We start from the raw sequence: 19,152 nt of genomic DNA on the forward strand, positions 1-19,152 counted from the left end.
CGTATCTCCTATCCCTCACAACGAACAAGTAAATCAACTTGAGCAATACCATAACGCTTACTCTTAGAAAGCTCAAAGTTATCAAGAGAAACTGAATCAGATTTATGGCTATGCTCATAGACTACTACAGCATCTTTTGTCAAACTTCCCGCCTGAGTCAAGTCTTTGAGCAGCTTGGATACTACCTCTGCCTCAACGGCATAAGGAGGGTCCAGAAAAACCACGTCAAAAGGACCTCCAAACAGCTGGGATGACTCAGCTAAGCGAGCTGTATCGCCACAGATAACATTCATCTCAGAACTGGAAACCCCAAGAGATTTAGCCGTACGCTTAATGCGATCGCACGTCTTTCTATCTTTATCAACAAAAGCAGCGTACAGCGCTCCTCTAGAAAGAAGCTCAAAACCCATAGCACCTGAACCTGCAAAAGCGTCAAGCACTCTGGACTCACTAAGGTCAAGACCGCGAGAAGCCAAGATAGAACTTGCAATTGCCTCACGCGTACGATCAGTGGTTGGTCGTGTAGTCCCCTTGCCATCAGGGGCCTCAATTGCACGACCTTTCCATTTTCCGCCAACAATCCTCATGGGTTTCTCGCCACCAAATCTATCTTGTACTACAGTTTACCTGCAGGTTATTACTTATAACCGAGCTCTTCAAAGTAGATACCAAAGCGATCTTTTGCCTCAATTCCCAGCGTAGCATAGGCGTCGCTGGTAAGATTTGGGTCTTGAGCAGTAATTGCCAGAGCGTCCATGTGGGCTGCCTCAATCAGGTCCGCATCCGCGTAAAGATCAGAAATCTTGAGCGTGGTGCCGCCCGACTGACGGTATCCCAAGGTTTCTCCTTCGTGCCTGAGCTCAAGGTCAAGCTCTGCCAAGCGTGCGCCGTCGGAGGTTTGCTCAAGGGCGGCTAAGCGCTTTCTTGCGGTAGAGCCTCGCTTGGCGTTACTTGCAAGATACACAGTTCCTAGAAAATCGCCTCGACCAACACGGCCTCTGAGCTGGTGCAAGGTAGCCAGTCCAAAACGATCCGCATTAAAGACAATCATGACCGTAGCGTTAGGAACGTCAACGCCAACCTCAATGACGGTTGTAGAGACCAGAATCTGCGTCTTATTTGCGCGGAACTTTTCCATTACCTGATCTTTTTGTGTCTCAGGCAGTCTGCCGGTCAAAAGATCACAGGTAAAGTCCTTGAAAACGGTCTTTGAAAGCTCCTCATATACGCGAGTTGCACTGTAGAGCTTACCATTCGTGCGAGCGGCCTCAGGAACATCTTCAAGCTCTTCTTCAGAATCGCTTGGGTCAATTAAAGGACAGACCAAATACGCCTGATGACCAGCCTGAACAGCTTCGGCGACAGCGGCGTATGCTTGGTCAAGGTTTTCTGGCACACACAACTTGGTGGTAACGCCAGCACCTGCCTTTGGCCTCTTGGTAATGCGAGACGTATCAACGTCTCCGTACAAAGAAAGCGCCAGCGTACGCGGAATAGGCGTTGCACTCATGGCGAGAAGATCTACGCCTTGTCCTTTTTTGCGCAACGCTGTTCTTTGATCAACGCCAAAACGATGCTGCTCGTCAACAACGGCAAGGGTGAGCTGCTTGAATACCACGCGATCTGAGAGAAGCGCAGTGGTGCCAAAGACAACGGACAAAGAACCGTCGGCTAGGCAAAGTTCAATTTGCTGCCTCTCCTCTTCTGAGGTAGAACCCGTAATAAGCGCCCACGTAATTCCCGCAAGCGAAAGCAAAGGCCCAATCTTTTGAGCGTACTGCTGAGCAAGAACTGAGGTAGGAGCCATCACAGCTGCCTGAGTTGAAGAATCTGCTGCTGCAGCTAAGGCAACGGCAGCAACAGCTGTTTTACCAGTACCAACATCACCCAAAAGCAAGCGATTCATAATACGTGGTGCTGCCATATCAGAAAGAATCTCTTGAGCAGCATGGTTCTGCTCGTCAGTTAGAGCAAAAGGCAAAGCCTCAATCAGAGCCTTAACTTTAGGTCCATTTATAACGTGTTCAAAAGGCTTATGACCTGCAAGTTCAAGGTTTCTCCTGGCCAAAAGAGCAAGCTGCAAACTTAAGAGCTCATCAAAGGCAAGACGGCGACGAGCCTGTTCAGCTGCGTCCAAACTGGAGGGAAAATGAACCTCACGAAGCGCCGATGAGAGCGACATGAGGTGGTGTTTGGTGACAAGCTCTGAAGGCAGCCAATCACACACGCCTCCCGTGTCCGCCAAAGCCGCTGACATAATGCGACGCATCCATGCAGGACTCACACCCTCGGTAGCTGGGTGAACAGGAAGAATTGCAGCTTTTGAAGGTGTCTCTTTGGAGCGTGCTTCATCGTTTGAGTCAGACTTTGCCGTACTAAGCACCTCGTAAAACGGTGACTTCATCTGGCGGTAACCGTAGGCAAAGAGAACCTTACCGCTTAGCGCCACTTCATCGTCAACGTGGATTTGCTCAGCTATCCAAGGCTGCCTAAAAAACGAAGCTGTGAGCACGCCCGTATCATCCACAACCTCAATCTCAACAATGACCATTTTAGGACGTGGACGCTTAGTCTTTACCGAAGCAACGCGGCCTGTAATGGTAGCGTCCTCACCTATCTGCGCAAAAGCAATCTGCACGCGATGAGAAAAATCGAGGTAACGGTGAGGCACGTTGAGCAAAAGGTCTCGAACACGCAGAATGCCGAGACGCTCAAGCGCCTCGGCACGATTTGCATTGACATACCTTAACCTGGTCACACTATCAACAAGTGAGCAGGTATGTGCTACTCGCTCTGATGCGGGAGCGATGCTTACCTTGGACTCAGACATTTCCTACTCAATAGAGAAGATGACTGGATAGAGTGGCTGCTCGCCGCGCTGAGCGTCAACCTCAAGGTCTGGATAGGTGTCCTCAATCTTACTGGCGAGAAGATCGAGCTGCTCGTCAGAGAAGTCTTCACCTGCAAGAATGGTGAGGTTGTCGCCCTCTTCCTCCTCTTGCATCTTGGCAATAAGGTCAAGCGTGACCTGCATGACATCAGAGCCGACAACATCAATGGAGCCGCCCTGGATACCCATAACATCACCATCGTGAATAGGGGTGCCGTTAGCTGCAGAGGAATCACGGACTGCAGTGGTTACCTCACCGTAGCGAACGCCAGAGATAGCGTCAGTCATCTCTTCTACAAGCTCTTCAAATGGAACGCCATCTGCAACAACAAACATTGCAGCAAATGCCTGAAGAACAGACTTGGTTGGAATAACGGCAACCTTAACATCCTCACATGCGCTTGCAGCAGCCTCTGCTGCCATACGAATGTTGGAGTTATTTGGCATAACAATAACCTGGTCTGCATTGGCCTCTTCAATTGCAGCAAGAATGTCTGCAGTTGAAGGGTTCATGGTCTGACCGCCAGAAACAACAACGTCAACACCAAGAGACTTCAAGATTGATTCAGTGCCAGAACCAGCAGTTACTGCAACAAAGCCAAGCTCTTTTCTAGGTGCAGCCGCAGCCTTCTTATCTTCAGCGATCTTCTCGGTACGCTCCTTAGCCTCAAGGTCCATGTTGTGAATGAAGACCTCAAAAATCTGGCCGTACTGAAGCATGTACTCAAGAACCTTGTTAGGAGTATTTGAGTGAACGTGAATCTTGTAGTCTGGGTTTGCGCCAACAAGAAGCTCACAATCACCCATAGTTGCCAGGAAGTTCAGAGCTGCTTCCTCGTCAAAGTCTGGGCTATCTGCCTTGAAGAGGAACTCATTGCAGTAACGATACTCAGAACCCTCCCAGTCATCGTTGAGCTCAATCTCAACCTTTGCGCTAGTAGCAGCTTTAGCATCAGAAACAGAGACGGTAGTCTGGAAGTCAGTTGTTTCAGTCTTGCCGGTAACAGCGTTTACAAAGCCCTCAAGGAAGGTTGCGAAACCAAATGCACCAGAGTCAACAACACCGTTCTCTTTGAGGACAGGAAGAAGCTCAGGAGTGCGGGCAACAGACTCATATGCCTCAACAACCAGAGCGTCCAAAACCTCAACTGGGGTGAGCTGAGACTTCTCAAGGGAGTCTGCCTTAGCAGAAACGTCCTTCAAAACGGTAAGAATAGTGCCCTCAACTGGCTTTCTAACAGCCTTAAAAGCAACCTCTTTACCGCGACGGAATGCGTGAGCAATGTCCTTTGGAGTTACTGCCTCAGGGTTCTTAACGTCACAAAGACCCTCAGCAATACCGCGAAGAATCTGAGACGTAATAACACCAGAGTTACCACGAGCTCCCATCAAAGAGCCGTGAGTGATTGCCTTTGCAATATCCTGCATGCTTGCATCTTGAGGAAGATCTTGAACCTCACGAACAACGGTGCCCAGGGTAAGGGACATGTTAGTGCCGGTGTCTCCATCTGGTACAGGGAAAACGTTGAGCTTGTTGATCTCTTCTGCTTTGTCTGCAACGGCAAGAGCTGCTACAGGGAAGCAGGTGCGAATGACATTTGAAATCACGTTAGACCTCAGTTCCTACTCATTTGAAGCAAAAAGCTTAGCGAGAATTACGCATGGCCTCGATATGTACAGTTACATCAACACATGAAAGCTCTGCAATTTGCTTAAGCAAAAACTTTACTGAGCTCTCAAGATTGTCGACAACAGACGCCATGTTAACGCCCTGCTCAACAACAATGTGAAGGTCAACCTGAACTCCCTTAGGAGTTGGGGTTACATCAATACCCTTACGAAGTCGGTACGTTGGAAGAAGACGAGCAACACCTGCTGCCTCATCAATCTCTGCCATGCCAACAACGCCATAACATTCCATAGCTGCATAGCCCGCCAGGTCAGCAAGGCAATCATTAGAAACTCTTAGTGTTCCGGGAACAGCGGTAGTCATTACATAACTCCTCTCGCAAGAACCAGGGTTAGTCATTGTTATTTAGTATACCGCAGAGCACATTTATTATTAAAGCGGCTTATATATACAAGTTGATAACCTTGCAATTGACAAATCTTTTTCTTGTTATTTAATCTTGGTGTAATAAATGAAAAACATTCAAAAAGCTGTCTAAAAGCTATCCAATTGTGAATGTTATATTCATACTTTGACAACACAATATATTGTGCTATATTTATTCGGCTATTTGGAAATTTTAGGCGCAGAGGGCGCCTATCCTATGGAGGTCTTACTCATGTCGAAGGTCTGTGATTTCTGCGGTAAGCACGCCGTTGCCGGTCGCTCCATCTCCCACTCTCACCGTACTGTGGCCCGCACCTTTAAGCCAAACATCCAGCGTGTTACTGTCGTTGTCGATGGCCAGCGCAAGAAGATGAATGTTTGCTCCCGTTGCCTCAAGTCCGGCAAGATTGCTCGCAACTAAGCAACTTAGCTCGTCTTACCTCAAATTTAAAAAGGTCGCTTCGGCGACCTTTTTTCTTAGCTCGATTATCTGACAGCAACAACTAATACTTCTTGCTGGACTTACAGCCGCTCGTTGGGGCTTTGTAACTCAAACGCAGCGCAGACGCGACTCAATAAACGTTTAGTTCCAAAGCTGCACCAAAAGACAGCCCTTCTCGCACCTTACCCAGGAATTGTCTGATTCGACGATATTTGAAATACCGTCGTCTCCCAGCAAGGTGAACTTCTGGTGATCAAGATTCCACTTCATGCCGGCCTCAGAAACCTCGCACTCCTCTGACAAAGCCACAAGGGACATCTTTTTACCTACATCAGTTGCGCTCAGCTGCCAAGAATCAACCTGGCCTGCAGTTAAAAAGCGCATCTCAAAGTCATTTTCAATAACTCGAACACTTGCCTTGCCCGTCTTTGCCCACGTGGCGAGAAGACCAAGCACTACAAGCTGGTGATCAAGGTGTCCGCCAGATGTGGAGACAACCGTAAGAGAGAGCTTGCTATCTCTACGAATAGCCTCGTACTCGGCGGACTTTAAAGCAAGAGCCAGGTCGGTATCGTACTTGTCCGCATTAAACTTCATGCAAGGTACCTGCTGCTCTTTGAGCCAAGCCAGAGTTTCTGGTGTAGCCGAGTCAAAGTCTCCAAGCGCAAGCTGTGGAATCACGCCGGCAGCGTGACATGCATCTGCACCATGGTCAACCGCTATCAGGTAGTCAGCGCTTTGGGCGCAGGTAGACAGCGTCGTGTGTGAAACCGCCTCTGGGGATCCGCCCACAACAAGGACCTCAAGGGGTTTCTCGCCAGAAGGCGCTGCGGTCAGAGGGCGCTCGTAGTCCTGAAGGCGCAGAAGCGACAGCTCGCCGTAGGTGTGGGCAAAGATGTTAGAGTGCTCGCGCATAAAGACGGGGTCGCGGCCGTCATGATCATTGTAGAGCGCTACCACAGGAAAGCCCGCATTTTGTGCTGTCTGTGCGCCAAACGGGGCATCCTCGAAGACCCAGGTAGTTGCCTTATCGGTGCCAAGACGGCGAAGAGCCTCAAGATAAACATCAGGCTCAACCTTGTCCACTCCCCCCACATCTTCTGTTGAGACCACTGTTTTGAAGAGGTGCTCAATACCTTGAGCTGCCAGAGCTGCACGAACTTCTCGCACGGGAGTTGACGAAGCAACGGCCATAGGAATACCTGCATCGTAGAGCTCCTGTAAGAACTCCTTTGCACCGGGAATGATTGAAACATGATGTTGGTACTGATCAATTACGTACGCGCAGAACTCTTCATACAAAGCTTCCGCTGTAATAGGCAAATCCAGTTCATCAACGCAAATCTGACATCCACCAATGAGGGAAACAGCCTCTACGCGGTCAAAAATATCCGAATCAATAGTCTTGCCATATTTAGGAAGAACAGCGCCAAAAACGTTATGCCAAACGCGCATTGAATCAACAAGAGTTCCATCGCAATCAAAAATTGCACCGGTCACCTGCATAATGCCTCCGTAAACAAACTTATTAGTTGCAATCGTGAAATATCTACTCTAAGTAGGGTAAAGTATCTCACGTTTATAAATTGTTTTCATGGAGGATGCATGGCACGTTATAGCTATCATTGCACACACTGCGACAATACCTTTGAGATTGAGCGCCCAATGAGCCTGAAGATTGAAGCTCCTCAGTGCCCAAAATGCGGACACGAGACTGAGCGCGTTTACAACACCTCAACCATTGTCTTTAAGGGCAGCGGTTTTTATAACACCGATAGCAAAGGAAAGTAATTCCACGCTTTTTGGCTCTCTGGACCGCTCATAAATCGTATTTGTGAAGCTCTTGTTGGACAACACAACAAGAGCTTTTTATTTGCGTTTGAGCACCGCCATAAAGTGGGCATCGCAATCGGCGGAGGCAAAAGCCGTCTGCAAAAATCCCTCTGGCGTATGCATGTATCGAGAAACTCTTGCGCTTCTGGTGTTAAACGTGCACGCGCAGGACACTCAAAAAGGCTTTGCACCTCAAACTGAGAGCCTTCTGGACTTGCAAGAAAATCATCTACAACCTGCTGATTCTCTGAATTTGAGAGTGAGCACGTTGCATAGACTATAAAGCCACCCACCTCTACACGACTGCTACAGCTTTGCAAGAGTTTGGTCTGCAAGACAGTAAGTTCTCCTCCGTCATACAGGCTTTCTGAAGACAGGTTCCATGCAATCTCTGGGTGACGACGAAGCGTACCCAAACCAGAGCATGGAGCATCAATAAACACCACGTCAAAGCTTTGATTAAGCTCCTCTGGAACCTCTGGTGATACAAACTGTGTGGCATCAAACGTGAGTGATGTAACCTGATCTGAAAGTCCAGCGGTCTTCAATCTTCTTTTTGAAACGTGGGACTTTCCTTTTACAAGCTCAACAGCGGTGATGTGGGGATTCTCTTTATCTAGCACCTCAAATGCATGAGAGAGCAACAAAGATTTGGTCCCTCTACCCTGTCCAACCTCAAGCATATCTTGGTCTACATAGGATGCCGCGAGAAGTGCCACAAGCTGAGAAGCTAAATCTGCAGGAACAAGCTGAACTTTCTTTACATATGCGTCAACGTTCAGTTGAGCAGGATTTTTTACCTCATACACATCTGGAAGAACTGTTTGCTGTAGCTCTAAAGAGCTGCTCTGCAATTGTTGTTCTGATACGTTTCTTTGTAGAACATACACAGGAGCTGGGTTCTTTAAATTAAGAATGAGCTTTTGAGCGGCAGACTCTCCCAGCGACTCAATAATCTCCAAACAAATCCACTCAGGAATGCCTGACGCCCACGAAAGCTCTGAAGGAGTTTTCGGGTTTTTCGCGCGCGTCAGCTGAGCTTCTTTTTCAGAAATTTTTCTAAGCACAGCATTTGCAAGACCAGAAGAACGCTTTGAGATAGACTTTACCAGCTCAACACCTTGGCTAATGACGGCGTCACGTCTAGTCTCTAAATATAAAACCTCAAATACAGCAATACGGAGAGCGTCCTGTACCTTTGGCTCTAGATGAATACCTGACTTAAGATGATTCCTCAGAGCTTGATCAAGTTTGCCCTTTGTGAGGGTAGCCCCTAGTGCAAGACGAGTAGCAAAAGCTTTGTCTTGTACAGAGAGTTCCAAGAAATCTTTTGACTCTCGTAAGTAATCACGAATACGTAAATTATTGCGTCTACACTCAAAGAATGCCTGATAGGCCACTCTTCGAGCAGGAGTTAAGGTGGCCATTATTGAAGCATCTGCCAGGTCATCTGGGACTTCTGAAGTCCTGCGGCAAATGATTTTGCATCCATAGAGCGCTTGCCATCTGGACGCACCTCAAGAAGCTCAAGAGTTCCTTCAGCACAGCCAAGGAACAACCTATGATCTTGAAGAGCAACCTGACCTTGGGCAACAGAGGCTTCACTTGGAGCTAGCTGAGCGGAGAGAACACGCAAAGATCTGCCACCAACCGAAGCGCGCGCAGGAGCTGTATCAGAAGAAGCTTGAACCCTCAACGCATTTACCTGGGCTGAATCTTCTGGAGCAAGCTTCATTTCTTGCTTAGTAACTTTAGGAGCAAACGTTACTTCTCGCTCATCCTGTACATGCCACTCAAGAGAGCCTTCCTTGAGCTCAGAAAGAGCCTCAGACAGTGCGTCAGCACCCAAATGTGCTAGAGCGTCAGTGAGCTGCTCGGTATTTTTGGAGCCGACCTCACACGATGCTTGCTTGCACCAATCTCCTGCATCAAGCTCGTGCGCAATTTTCATGATAGAAACGCCAGCGACAACGTCACCAGCAAGGATAGCACGCTGAATTGGAGCGGCTCCTCGCCAGCGAGGCAGCAGCGACGCGTGTACATTCAGAGCACCATAAGGTGCAAGAGAGATAACTTCATCTGGCAAAATACAGCCAAAAGCAACCACACAGAGCGCTTCTGGTTGTACCGCTTGCATGGAAGAAATTACTTCTGGAGTCATGCGGTTTGCCTCAAGAACGGGTAATCCAAGCTCTTGTGCGCATTCTTTTACGGGAGACGGCTCAAGCGTTTTGCCACGACCGCGAACGGCATCTGGCCTTGTAATAACCAAAGCAACCTGGTGATCATGGGCAAGTTTTTTGAGCGACGGAACAGCAAAATCTGGAGTTCCCATAAAGACTACGCGCATGCCAACTCCTAATAGTCAGTTTGACCAGGACGGGCGCCAGAAGCCAGTGCCTCTTTATACTCCTGCAGTATCTCCATACGAGCACCTGGTCCCAGGTGATCTGGCATGGTTATGCCGTTGATGTGGTCAATCTCATGCTGCAAACAAACGGCGAGAAGATCTCCTTCTGCCTCATAACGCATCAGATCACCATCGAGGTTATATGCGTGAACAACAACATGACTTGGGCGCGTAACCGGAACGGTAATGCCTGGGAACGAAAGGCAGCCCTCTTCATATACACGAGGCTCGCCATCTGCAACTTTAATCTCTGGATTAATGAGCACAAAAGGGTTCTCTTGACCGTTTGGATAATCAACATCGATGACTACCATACGTTTCATATAGCCAACCTGAGGGCCCGCAAGACCAACGCCATCGGTGGCATACATAACCTTGAGCATATGCTCGGCCATCTTGCGAACATCGTCGTTAATATCGTCAATCTCTTCGCACTCTTGGCTCAGACGAGGGTCTGGCCAAAGCACCATATCATCAGCTTCAGAACTCATAACTTTCCTTACATCATGTCGTAAGCATCAACATCTAATGTCATGTTGATACCCACTCTTTTATCAAGTGAAGCAGCACATTCAGAAAGAATTTCTCCTACCTGAGCATCCACGGGGGCCTTTACCAAAATATGCCTGCGATACTTATCTTTTACCTTGGCTTTTACACAATCAGCAGGACCCAAAATCTCCCATCCTGACTGTAAATCTAACTTCGCGTGAAGAGCCTCTGCCATCTGATCTGCGACGCGGCGAACTTCTTTTTCTGAGGCGCCCCAAAAAAGCACATTAGACAAACGCGAGAAGGGCGGGTAAGCCCCTTCTCTTCTCTCTTTAAGCTCTGCATCAAGAAACGGGCGTCTGTCATGTGTAACTACAGAAGCAATAGCCGGATGTGTTGACCAGTACGACTGAATGATGACCTTACCTGGCTTTTCTCCCCTGCCCGCACGACCAGCAACCTGCTCTAGCAAGTCAAATGTTCTCTCTGCCGCCCTAAAATCTGGCAACTTAAGCATGGTATCGGCATTGATAACGCCAACCAAGGTGACATCAGGGAAATCCAGGCCCTTTGCAATCATCTGCGTACCAATGAGCACCGCTCCAGGGGTTGCATCAAAAAGCTCAAGAAGACGCTGATGTTCGCCCTTTTTGGCCGTAGTATCGGCGTCCATACGAATAATTGGCGCATCGCTGCCAAGCAGAAGCTTGAGCTCATCTTCTACACGCTGTGTTCCCACACCATATGCACCCATATAACGGCTGCCGCAGTTTGGACATTTGCTGGAAGGGTTAGGATACGCATGCTGAGACCACTGTCTGCCGCAACTGTGACAAACCAGAGAATGCGTGCGCTCATGATACGTGAGAGACGTCGAGCAGTGCGGACACTCGGGCACACAGCCACACTCACGACACATCAAAAAGTTTGCGAATCCTCGACGATTAAGGAGTAGAACGCTTTTCTCGCCACGTTCTGTTGTCTCCTGCAAAGCCTCAGCAAGAGCTGCCGAGAAGACCGATCTGCCTCCGTTTTTGAACTGGGAAGCCATATCAACTACCTGGACCTGCGGAAGAACCGCCACGCCAGGCCTCTCGGTCATGGCAACGCGAGTCCAGTTAGTGCCACGCCAACTTCCTTGAGCCGTTCGATATAAGCTCTCAAGCGAAGGTGTTGCAGAACCAAGCACCAGCGCAGCACCGCGAAGACGCGCCATCTGAGCAGCAACTTCTCTCGCGTGATAGCGTGGGAGCGAATCTTGCTTATATGAAGCCTCGTGTTCCTCGTCGATGATGTACAGTCCAGGGTTTTGGATGGGCGCAAACAGAGCAGATCGTGCACCTACTACCACGCGCGCCCTACCCTGCCTGATTAAATCCCACTGGTCAAAACGCTCACCAAGTGAAAGCTTTGAGTGAAGAACGGCCACCTGCTCACCAAAACGTGAACGGAATCGGCCTACTGTTTGCGCGGTAAGAGAAATCTCTGGGACAAGCACCACAGCACCCTTGCCAGCCGCTAAGGTCTTTTCAATAGCGGAGAGATACACCTCGGTTTTACCTGAGCCCGTTACACCATCAATAAGCACAATATCGCCCTGAGCAGCAGTTTGTGCAGTCTCGATTGCTGCAAGAGCAGACTCTTGCCCCTCAGTAAGTTGCTGAGGACGAGGTGCTACGCCACTTGAAAGCGTGGTTCCCAGACCCTCCTGGCTTCCACGAATTTGTCGCTGTGCGCGCACCTCAACGACGCCTTTTTTCTGCAGTGCAGTTACTACACTGCGAGCTCCTGGGATTGTGGCCGAGAGCTCGGATAACCTCATGGCGCCTTGCGCCAGAGCCTCAAGCACCGATCGCTGCTTGCTTGCATTTGCCGCAGGCGTAAAGTCAGCCGCCTTTTCTGTCAGCTCAACCCATCGCTCATCAACAGGACCGGACTTCTCACACACAAGCTGCCAAGGAGATTCTGCGTCTTTTCTGGTGACTTTAACCTTTTGGCCAGGCGCTAAGAACGGATGCAATGCATCTGCGTAACTACAGGCATATTCTTTGCTCATCCATTCTGCTACCTGTGCAGACTGCTCATCAAACGCTGAATCTGCTAGAACTTGTGTTATTGGAAGGACGCGCGAAACATCTAAACCTGAAGACACACGGTCTGAGACACCCACAACGTAGCCAACAACCTGCCTGTGAGAAAACGGTACCAAGACCGTTGTTCCCACAACCGCAATCTCTTCCAAAGATTCTGGAATGGCGTAATCAAACGTGCCAGAAAGAGCACGAGTTGGTATGTCTAAAACAACATGTGCAAAAGGCACGTTCTTGCCTCCTTAAAGCCATGGTTGATGGTTTACATCAAATGTGTAACGAGCAACGTGCGGCTGACCAGCTTCTTCAACCTCAACACAAACAAATGCGCACTCAACCTTAGTAAATCCGTGCTGCATCAAGACGTAGGCATAGAAGTTTGCTTGCATCTGATGATGCTCATAAATCTGAGTTGCACTAAGGCCTTTATCGCCTGTTTTATAGTCAACTACCAGCGCATCTTTGCTTCCCTTATTATAAGCGAGAAGATCGATGGCTCCTTCTACATAGTTCCCATATTTAGAATCAACCTGTAGCGTAAAGGGAGACTCCGCAATAACTACATCATGAGCTAATGCTGCTTGTCTAATTGCAGAGTTACTCCACAATTCAAGTGCTTGTTTGACTCGTGATATCGCGCGCTGAGGAACGCTGTTCTTCAAGCACAATCTATCAATAGTTTTCTCATCAACCTTAGACTGAGTCTCAACCATAATCTGAGCAAGCTCGTGGAAGGCTGAGCCGAGGCTTGTTGGATCTACTCCATCGTCAGCTAATGTGCCAGGCAACACAACGGAAGTCTCAGCCGCTGGTTGAGGGTTATCTGTATCATATTCCAGGCTTTGTGCCTGACACCCTTCCTCAAGCGCCTTGTTATTCTCGCCCTTAAAGTTCTCTGCCATTTGTTGGTGAGCAGAAGAATAACTAAAGAAGCCTTTTCGCTGGTCATAAGTAGTTTCTGAGGTAACACTTAGTCTTACCTTCTCATAGAGGTCAAACGTTTCAACAGCCTGAGAGTTTTCCTCTTCACTTGGGTTGCAATCAGAAGGTTCAACCAACTCTAAACCTTCAACCTGAATTGGCTCATCCTTCTTGCCAGAACCCTGAACCACACGCATACAACCAGCAAGATTTCCACCATATTCAAACTGATGCTCACCAGCAGAAAGTGGAGGCTCTTCAAACAAGGCATTTGTAATTTTGCGCGTATAACGAGGACTAATTCCCTCTTTAGTAAGGTCGATGGTTGAAGTAAGAATGACTGCTTCACGAGCTCGCGTCAAAGCAACATACAGACGGCGGTTCTGCTCCTGCTCTTCAAACTCATTCTCTTGAGTTTCCAGGAACATTCTCCACTCAAGAAGACTCTTACACTCATCAAGGCTTGTAGGGACCTCATGACAGCCATCATACAATTCATGAAGTTTTTTAGAACTGCTTGAGAATGCAATCTGATACGAATCGTCTTTTCTAACATGCAAAAATGGTTCACTACCAGCGCCTGCCTTAGGACCAGAAACAGCTCCTACAACAGCAACAACAGGAAATTCCAATCCCTTAGAAGCATGAATAGTCATAAAGGTAACCGCATTTTGAGTGCTGCAGTGAAGCACCTTTGGTGACTCTTTAGCTGTATCACACCATTGACTAAACGCTTTTGCGACTGAAGCTACGCCAATGCTCAGCTCCTTTTGCAAGCTATCAATTTGTTCAAGAGCTGCAAAGATATTTGCAATCTTTGACTGCCCCTCATTTCCCATCTTTTGAAGGCGAGAAATCCATCCAGCATCAAGAACTACCTTTTTAATAACGTCTGAAACTCTCTTGTTTGAAAGAGAGCTACGAGCGTTACTCAACACCTCTAAAGCATTTTTGAGCTTTGGACTTACCTCAAAAGGTGGATTGAATGCATCATTTACCACTGACTCTGCAATATCTCTATTGGTAATCCTCTGACCATTTTCTCCAAAATTAGTGCCCAAGAGAAGCAGGTCAGATGCATCAAGACTAAAAATCTCACTCGAGAGTACAGGAAACAGTCCCTCGTATGAATCGTACATATTTGCGAGTGCTTGTAAAAGACTACCAATCAGCTGAACCTCAGGCTGCTCACCAAACGTTGAAGCTCCAGAGACCACGCTTTCAATTCCAAAGGTACGAAGTGCCTCAATATAGGGCTGTGCCTTTTTAACTGATTTCATCAAAATTGCAACATCTTTTGCTTGGATCTTCTCATCCTGCATAAGCGTGTTGATTCTATCTGCAAGTTGATACGCAACAAGCTGGCTTCTTGTAACGTCATCGCCTGGCTTAGAATTTCCTGACTTTTCAAATTTTGTGACTTCAAAATATACGCGTGGCGAATGAGCAATGAACGGAGTTGCAGGTTCTTCTCGCCCAGCAGACAGATCCATAAAGTTAGGAATCATGCCGTCAGCGCTGCAAACCTTTGCAACAAATCGCAAAATTTCGTTGTGACTGCGGAAATTATCTACAAGACGGGGTTGCAAATCTTCTGAAACCTCTGCTTGACGTCTAAAGAACACATCAACATCAGCACCGCGGAATCGATAGATTGACTGCTGCGCATCACCAACTGTTGTGAGATATTGAGCATCTTTACCTGAGAGACTCTTAATCATCTGCACCTGTTGCTGGTCCGTATCTTGGAACTCATCAACCATTACGAGCTTGAATTTATCCGTGTAAACAGCTGCAATCTCTGGATGCTCTTCGAATACCTTTGCCGTTAGATGCAAAAGGTCATCGTTATCAAGGCCGCCAACAGCAAGTTTCTTCTGTTTAAAGAGCTTGTAGACCTGCTCTGTAACATCTTTTAGACTCTGACCCTCAGACATGTCCTGAATAAGTCCAAATAAAGCGCTACAAACCTTAAGCCGGTATACAGCTTCATCTTTTACATTTTTTATTTCTTTTGAAGAACGGATGGCCTTAACGGCTTTTCCCAGAGCCTCCCAAAACGCCTGGTCAAAATCAGTGAGCGAGAGAAACAAGTGTTGCTGCAATTTACTTGAAAGCTCAGATTGAACACTTTGTAACTGCTCTACTTCATCTGGTTTTGTGGCAGCAATTGCACCCTTTAGCGCTTCAAGTGCACCACAGAGATTCTCAAGCTCCGCTTTTAGAACTTCCAGGTCAGAGCTATCCCCTACAAACGAAATAGCATCCATTCCTACAGGAGATGACTGAGCATATGAAATCAGCGTTTCAATACGAGACTTCAGTGCATCTCTGTTCCCTGCATAGATTGAGAGAAACTCAGCAGAGCTTTCATCTTGAGAAAGCTCTCTGAGTACTTCTTCAATAGATATATTGACCAGCTGATTTCTGGTCATGTCGTCAATGATTTCAAACTCAGGATCAAGACCTAAATCAAGTGCATGAATCTTTAAAATTCTGCTGCACATACCGTGGATCGTACTAATCCATGCATCATCAACCTGCAACGCAGCGCTATGCAGGCCTTCTTTTTCTAGAGCTTCCCTAACGCGCTCTTTAATTTCTGTAGCTGCGGCATTGGTAAACGTAATAATCAATGCCTGGTCAAGACTACTCAGGTACGGCTTTCCGTCTGTTCCAGAGCCTTCTTTTAAGGCCCACACAATTCTCTGTGTAAGCGTAAAAGTTTTTCCTGAACCAGCACCTGCTGCAACAAAAAGAGGTTTATCAAGCGTCTTGATGGTCTTCTCTTGACCAGGCGTATAACGTGTGTCAGCCATAGTAGCTTACCTCCTCTTGTCACACAGTTTTACTGGACAATACCTACATGCATCCTTATCGCAAGGATTGGCTCGAACATCTCCAGAAAGCATGGCTTGGACCTTCTGAGCAATTAAACTCTCCCAAGCATCCAAGTAGTCTGCAAACTCCGCTGAGTTTTGAGACACAACCATAACCGCCTGGTCCCTAAGCTTTTTATCTTCCGGATGTATGTTCCAAATATGTTCTGTTGCCGCTTCTGTTGCCATGCCTGCAAGAGCAAATGAAGGCTTATCTTTTTGCTCTTTGGTGCCCAGATAAATTGCAGCAACTGGCTCAAGCTTATACTTGGTGAGCTGTTTTCTCATAATCTGAGCATATATTGCAGACTGTACATGCCTTGGCAGAATCTCTTTTGAGAGCTCACTATCCAGACTTAACTTTGCTGAATAAGCCTTCAAATCTTTTGTGGCCTTGTGTTTATAGTCAATAATAAGTGCCTGACCATGAGCGTTTACATCTACGCGGTCAATCGAGCCAGTAAATTGAGCTCCCGCATACTCAACAACGTTTTCTTCTCTACCAAAACGAAGCTCAAAGAATCTGGGCTGATAGCCAATAAAGTGCGAAGCTTCAAACTCAAGAAGATCCTTGAGATCTTCTCGTATATTCTCAACCTGTTTTCTTTCTTGAATGCTATGCGGAATAAGCTCATTTGAAGATGCTCGGTTAATGTTGTTGAACTGCTCATCCCACACCTGAGCAAAACAGCTGTCTAACACTTGTTTTGCATGATCTAGGTTATCAGATGTAATCCTAGAGCCAGGAATGTCTTGCAAAAGTGCAGATTCAACCACTGAATCAACTTCAGCCACATCACAACCAAGTGCTTCAGCTAAAAGTGTTGCGTGTGTTAGCTCCAAAACACGATGGATAAAGGTTCCTATCTGCATTGGGGCAAAGTCAGTGTCTACCTGAGAAATTTTGATTCGACGTTGCGTGAACCATTTGTAGGGACACTCAAGATACGTTTCAATCTGAGAAGCAGAAAGAAGTGGTAGACCTTCTCGCGAGACCTCTATAAGACCTTGTAATTCCTGCTCAAGAGTCTCCCTCGTCAAATGACGTGGAAGTACCACAATGTTTTTGAGCTTAGGATCGATCTCACCAGATTCGATTGTTGGGAGTTCTGCAACACGTTCTGGATCAGTAGCTTGAGGCAACAGGTTTACCAGCACATCTTCTTCTCCGCGTGCAACCCCTGTCTTCTTTGCATAGTCTTTGGGATAGCATGCTTTAACCTCACTGAGAGCTACTGCATTAAAGACATCTTTTTGCTCAACCTTCTCAAACGCAACGCTGATGGAAGCAGTTGTAAGCGCCGTATAAAAATCTCTTTGATATCGTGCAAACTCTGATACCTTAGGCATTTGGCTTGCATGGCGAACAAACTCTTGAAGCGCACCGTCTGATGCTTTGACGCCAAAATTCAACGTATCCATACCCTGGAAAATAACGGCATCAAAAGAATGTGGCTCAAAAGAATGAGCTTGGCTTACAGGAGCGATTAGCACCTGAATATCAGACTGGATACCATTAGAAACAGGCATCATGACCATCTGATCTTTGCAGAGGTCAATAAAAGATTTAAGTGTCTGAGGAGAGAGCTTTAGTCCTGCCTCATGCAGCTCCTGAGCAGAAGAAACAATCTTACTCATTACCTTAAGCGACTCTTGATTTTGAAGAGACTGAAGTGTCAACTCATTAGACTGAGCAGCCTCTGACTGCTCATCAGATGTTTCTGCAGAAAGGTATTCAATAATGCGCTGAGCAGCAGAGCCAATTCTGCCAAGCTCAAGGCTCTTGATGGTCTCTGCGCACAAACGCGAGCTCATAGCCGCCTTAGAAAGCGTCTCAAGCACTCTGGTGGCATACAGCGTTCTATTACCGCGCCAACTCTTATCCAGCATCCACGCACGCTCAACACTTATGCCTGAAATAGGTGAAATCAGATAGTCCGTAAGAGTACGTGGAGGCCACCACGACATATCCCCCATCTGATGGTCAGATGCCTGGTAGTCAATGTTTTTCTCGAGCTCTGAGCGTTCACTGAGCGTGACGTACGCATCAATCAAGCTAGCAAACGCACGTCCTGCAAGCGAGTCTTGAATACGCACCGAACGCTTATAGTGAGCAGCAATCCCCTTAGCTGCAAGCTTTTGCGAGAGCGCGTCCCAAACCCTTTGTGAATCTGAGGTGTACACCACAAAGCTCTTGTTACCAGACTCAACGCGCTGAGAGATATACCTGCTGATAGACTCTGCCTCGGCATGCTGACCCAGCGGCGACAAAAACGTTACTGCACCGCTCGGCGTAACCTCACTGCCCTCCTTGGCCCTGAACACCCTGGCGAGAAGATCGTTGAGCTCCTGACTTTTTGAGGCTGGCGCCGGCTCCGCATTCACACGACAATCGCATCCCGGGCCGCCGACCAACTCCAGCTGCTGCTCTGCCGCATAACCTGCAGGTCCTTCGGGCACGTAGAGAGAAAACGACACCTCACGCTTCTGCGACAGCTTGCGCACAAACTTAAGACGCGCCTCCGAAAGATCTTCAACTCGCGAGAAAACCAGTGCAGGTCCTTGCGCTGGAATGGACTGCAGCAGGTAATCCAGACACTGACACACCTCGATATAAGACTTTTCTTCAAGCAGCGCCTTGTAGCGCTCTAGTACCTTACAGGCACTCATCTGACCAGCAGAAAGTTGACCAGAGGTCATAATCTGATCAAGCTCTGTAAGATACTCTGGAGCAAGCTTAGAGAGAAGCTCCACCGTACCCTTGCCAGCATTCAAAGGACCCAGCTCATCGGTAGACATTCCATCTAAAACCTGCTGGAAAAATACCTTGCGAAGCGTATTTGAAAGCAGACGATCAGAGCTTCCATACAGCTTCCATTGATCGCGCATCCACTCATCAAAAGTTGAAACATTCACGCCAACAGAAAGCTCTTGGATGGCTCCAAGCTTCCTCTTAACCAACAGCACAGCATCGGAAGAAGGCACTATAAGCTGAGCAGAACCCCACCTCTCAAGCGAAGTCTCTAACTGCTCTTTAACAGAGTTTGATAAGAAAGCACCTGTTTGTTGTTTGTACAGAAGCAAGCCCATACGTCACCTCTCCGATTTTTCTTACTTCTAAAGTTACCACGCACACCGG

At 47.7% G+C, this 19,152-nt stretch carries 13 protein-coding genes; 2 read left to right on the plus strand and 11 right to left on the minus strand.

Going from position 1 to position 19,152, the window contains the following annotated elements; all coding sequences use genetic code 11:
- Positions 1 to 8 precede the first annotated feature (8 nt).
- The 4 genes from rsmD to HMPREF1493_RS02945 are packed head-to-tail and all read right to left on the minus strand — an operon-like array spanning position 9 to position 4,883.
- Positions 9 to 587, minus strand: coding sequence for a 16S rRNA (guanine(966)-N(2))-methyltransferase RsmD (gene rsmD, locus HMPREF1493_RS02930; RefSeq protein WP_035427739.1), 579 nt, complete (start codon positions 585 to 587; stop codon positions 9 to 11).
- A 50-nt stretch (positions 588 to 637) separates the two neighbouring features.
- Positions 638 to 2,830, minus strand: coding sequence for an ATP-dependent DNA helicase RecG (gene recG / locus HMPREF1493_RS02935; protein ID WP_035427740.1), 2,193 nt, complete (start codon positions 2,828 to 2,830; stop codon positions 638 to 640).
- Between the two features lie 3 nt (positions 2,831 to 2,833).
- Complete coding sequence (locus HMPREF1493_RS02940; RefSeq protein ID WP_035427741.1) at positions 2,834 to 4,498, minus strand: DAK2 domain-containing protein; 1,665 nt, start codon at positions 4,496 to 4,498, stop codon at positions 2,834 to 2,836.
- 37 nt (positions 4,499 to 4,535) lie between these two features.
- A complete protein-coding gene (locus HMPREF1493_RS02945; protein WP_035427743.1) occupies positions 4,536 to 4,883 on the minus strand; it encodes an Asp23/Gls24 family envelope stress response protein in 348 nt (115 codons plus the stop codon).
- A gap of 295 nt (positions 4,884 to 5,178) precedes the next feature.
- Here HMPREF1493_RS02945 and rpmB point away from each other — a divergent pair, with 295 nt between their 5' ends.
- Positions 5,179 to 5,367, plus strand: coding sequence for a 50S ribosomal protein L28 (rpmB, locus tag HMPREF1493_RS02950; protein WP_012808949.1), 189 nt, complete (start codon positions 5,179 to 5,181; stop codon positions 5,365 to 5,367).
- A gap of 162 nt (positions 5,368 to 5,529) precedes the next feature.
- Here rpmB and HMPREF1493_RS02955 read toward each other — a convergent pair whose 3' ends face one another.
- A complete protein-coding gene (locus HMPREF1493_RS02955; protein WP_035427744.1) occupies positions 5,530 to 6,894 on the minus strand; it encodes a thiamine diphosphokinase in 1,365 nt (454 codons plus the stop codon).
- Between the two features lie 99 nt (positions 6,895 to 6,993).
- Between HMPREF1493_RS02955 and HMPREF1493_RS02960 the strand changes: the two genes are divergently transcribed.
- Positions 6,994 to 7,179 carry an FmdB family zinc ribbon protein gene (locus HMPREF1493_RS02960; RefSeq protein WP_035427745.1) on the plus strand — a complete coding sequence of 62 codons (186 nt, stop codon included), beginning with the start codon at positions 6,994 to 6,996 and terminating at the stop codon, positions 7,177 to 7,179.
- Here HMPREF1493_RS02960 and HMPREF1493_RS02965 read toward each other — a convergent pair.
- From HMPREF1493_RS02965 to HMPREF1493_RS02990, 6 genes are read right to left on the minus strand one after another with little or no spacing between them, the layout of a single operon-like run.
- Positions 7,152 to 8,648, minus strand: coding sequence for an RsmB/NOP family class I SAM-dependent RNA methyltransferase (locus HMPREF1493_RS02965; RefSeq protein WP_084058300.1), 1,497 nt, complete (start codon positions 8,646 to 8,648; stop codon positions 7,152 to 7,154). The two genes, HMPREF1493_RS02960 and HMPREF1493_RS02965, sit on opposite strands and share 28 nt — an antisense overlap.
- Entirely contained in the window at positions 8,648 to 9,571 is a 924-nt protein-coding gene (fmt, locus tag HMPREF1493_RS02970) for a methionyl-tRNA formyltransferase (RefSeq protein WP_035427746.1), read from the minus strand. Before fmt ends, HMPREF1493_RS02965 begins: the two co-directional genes overlap by 1 nt.
- Before the next feature lie 8 nt (positions 9,572 to 9,579).
- Positions 9,580 to 10,122 (minus strand): peptide deformylase, encoded by a 543-nt coding sequence (def, locus tag HMPREF1493_RS02975; RefSeq protein WP_035427747.1) that lies wholly within the window; start codon positions 10,120 to 10,122, stop codon positions 9,580 to 9,582.
- Positions 10,123 to 10,130: 8 nt separating this feature from the next.
- The gene (gene priA / locus HMPREF1493_RS02980; protein WP_035427748.1) at positions 10,131 to 12,443 is read right to left on the minus strand and encodes a replication restart helicase PriA; all 2,313 of its coding nucleotides are present in this window, start codon (positions 12,441 to 12,443) and stop codon (positions 10,131 to 10,133) included.
- Positions 12,444 to 12,455: 12 nt separating this feature from the next.
- Positions 12,456 to 15,953 (minus strand): UvrD-helicase domain-containing protein, encoded by a 3,498-nt coding sequence (locus HMPREF1493_RS02985; RefSeq protein ID WP_051485236.1) that lies wholly within the window; start codon positions 15,951 to 15,953, stop codon positions 12,456 to 12,458.
- Between the two features lie 6 nt (positions 15,954 to 15,959).
- The gene (locus HMPREF1493_RS02990) at positions 15,960 to 19,103 is read right to left on the minus strand and encodes a PD-(D/E)XK nuclease family protein (protein WP_035427749.1); all 3,144 of its coding nucleotides are present in this window, start codon (positions 19,101 to 19,103) and stop codon (positions 15,960 to 15,962) included.
- Between the last annotated feature and the right edge of the window lie 49 nt (positions 19,104 to 19,152).

The organism is Atopobium sp. ICM42b (assembly GCA_000564995.1).
GTDB lineage: Bacteria > Actinomycetota > Coriobacteriia > Coriobacteriales > Atopobiaceae > Lancefieldella.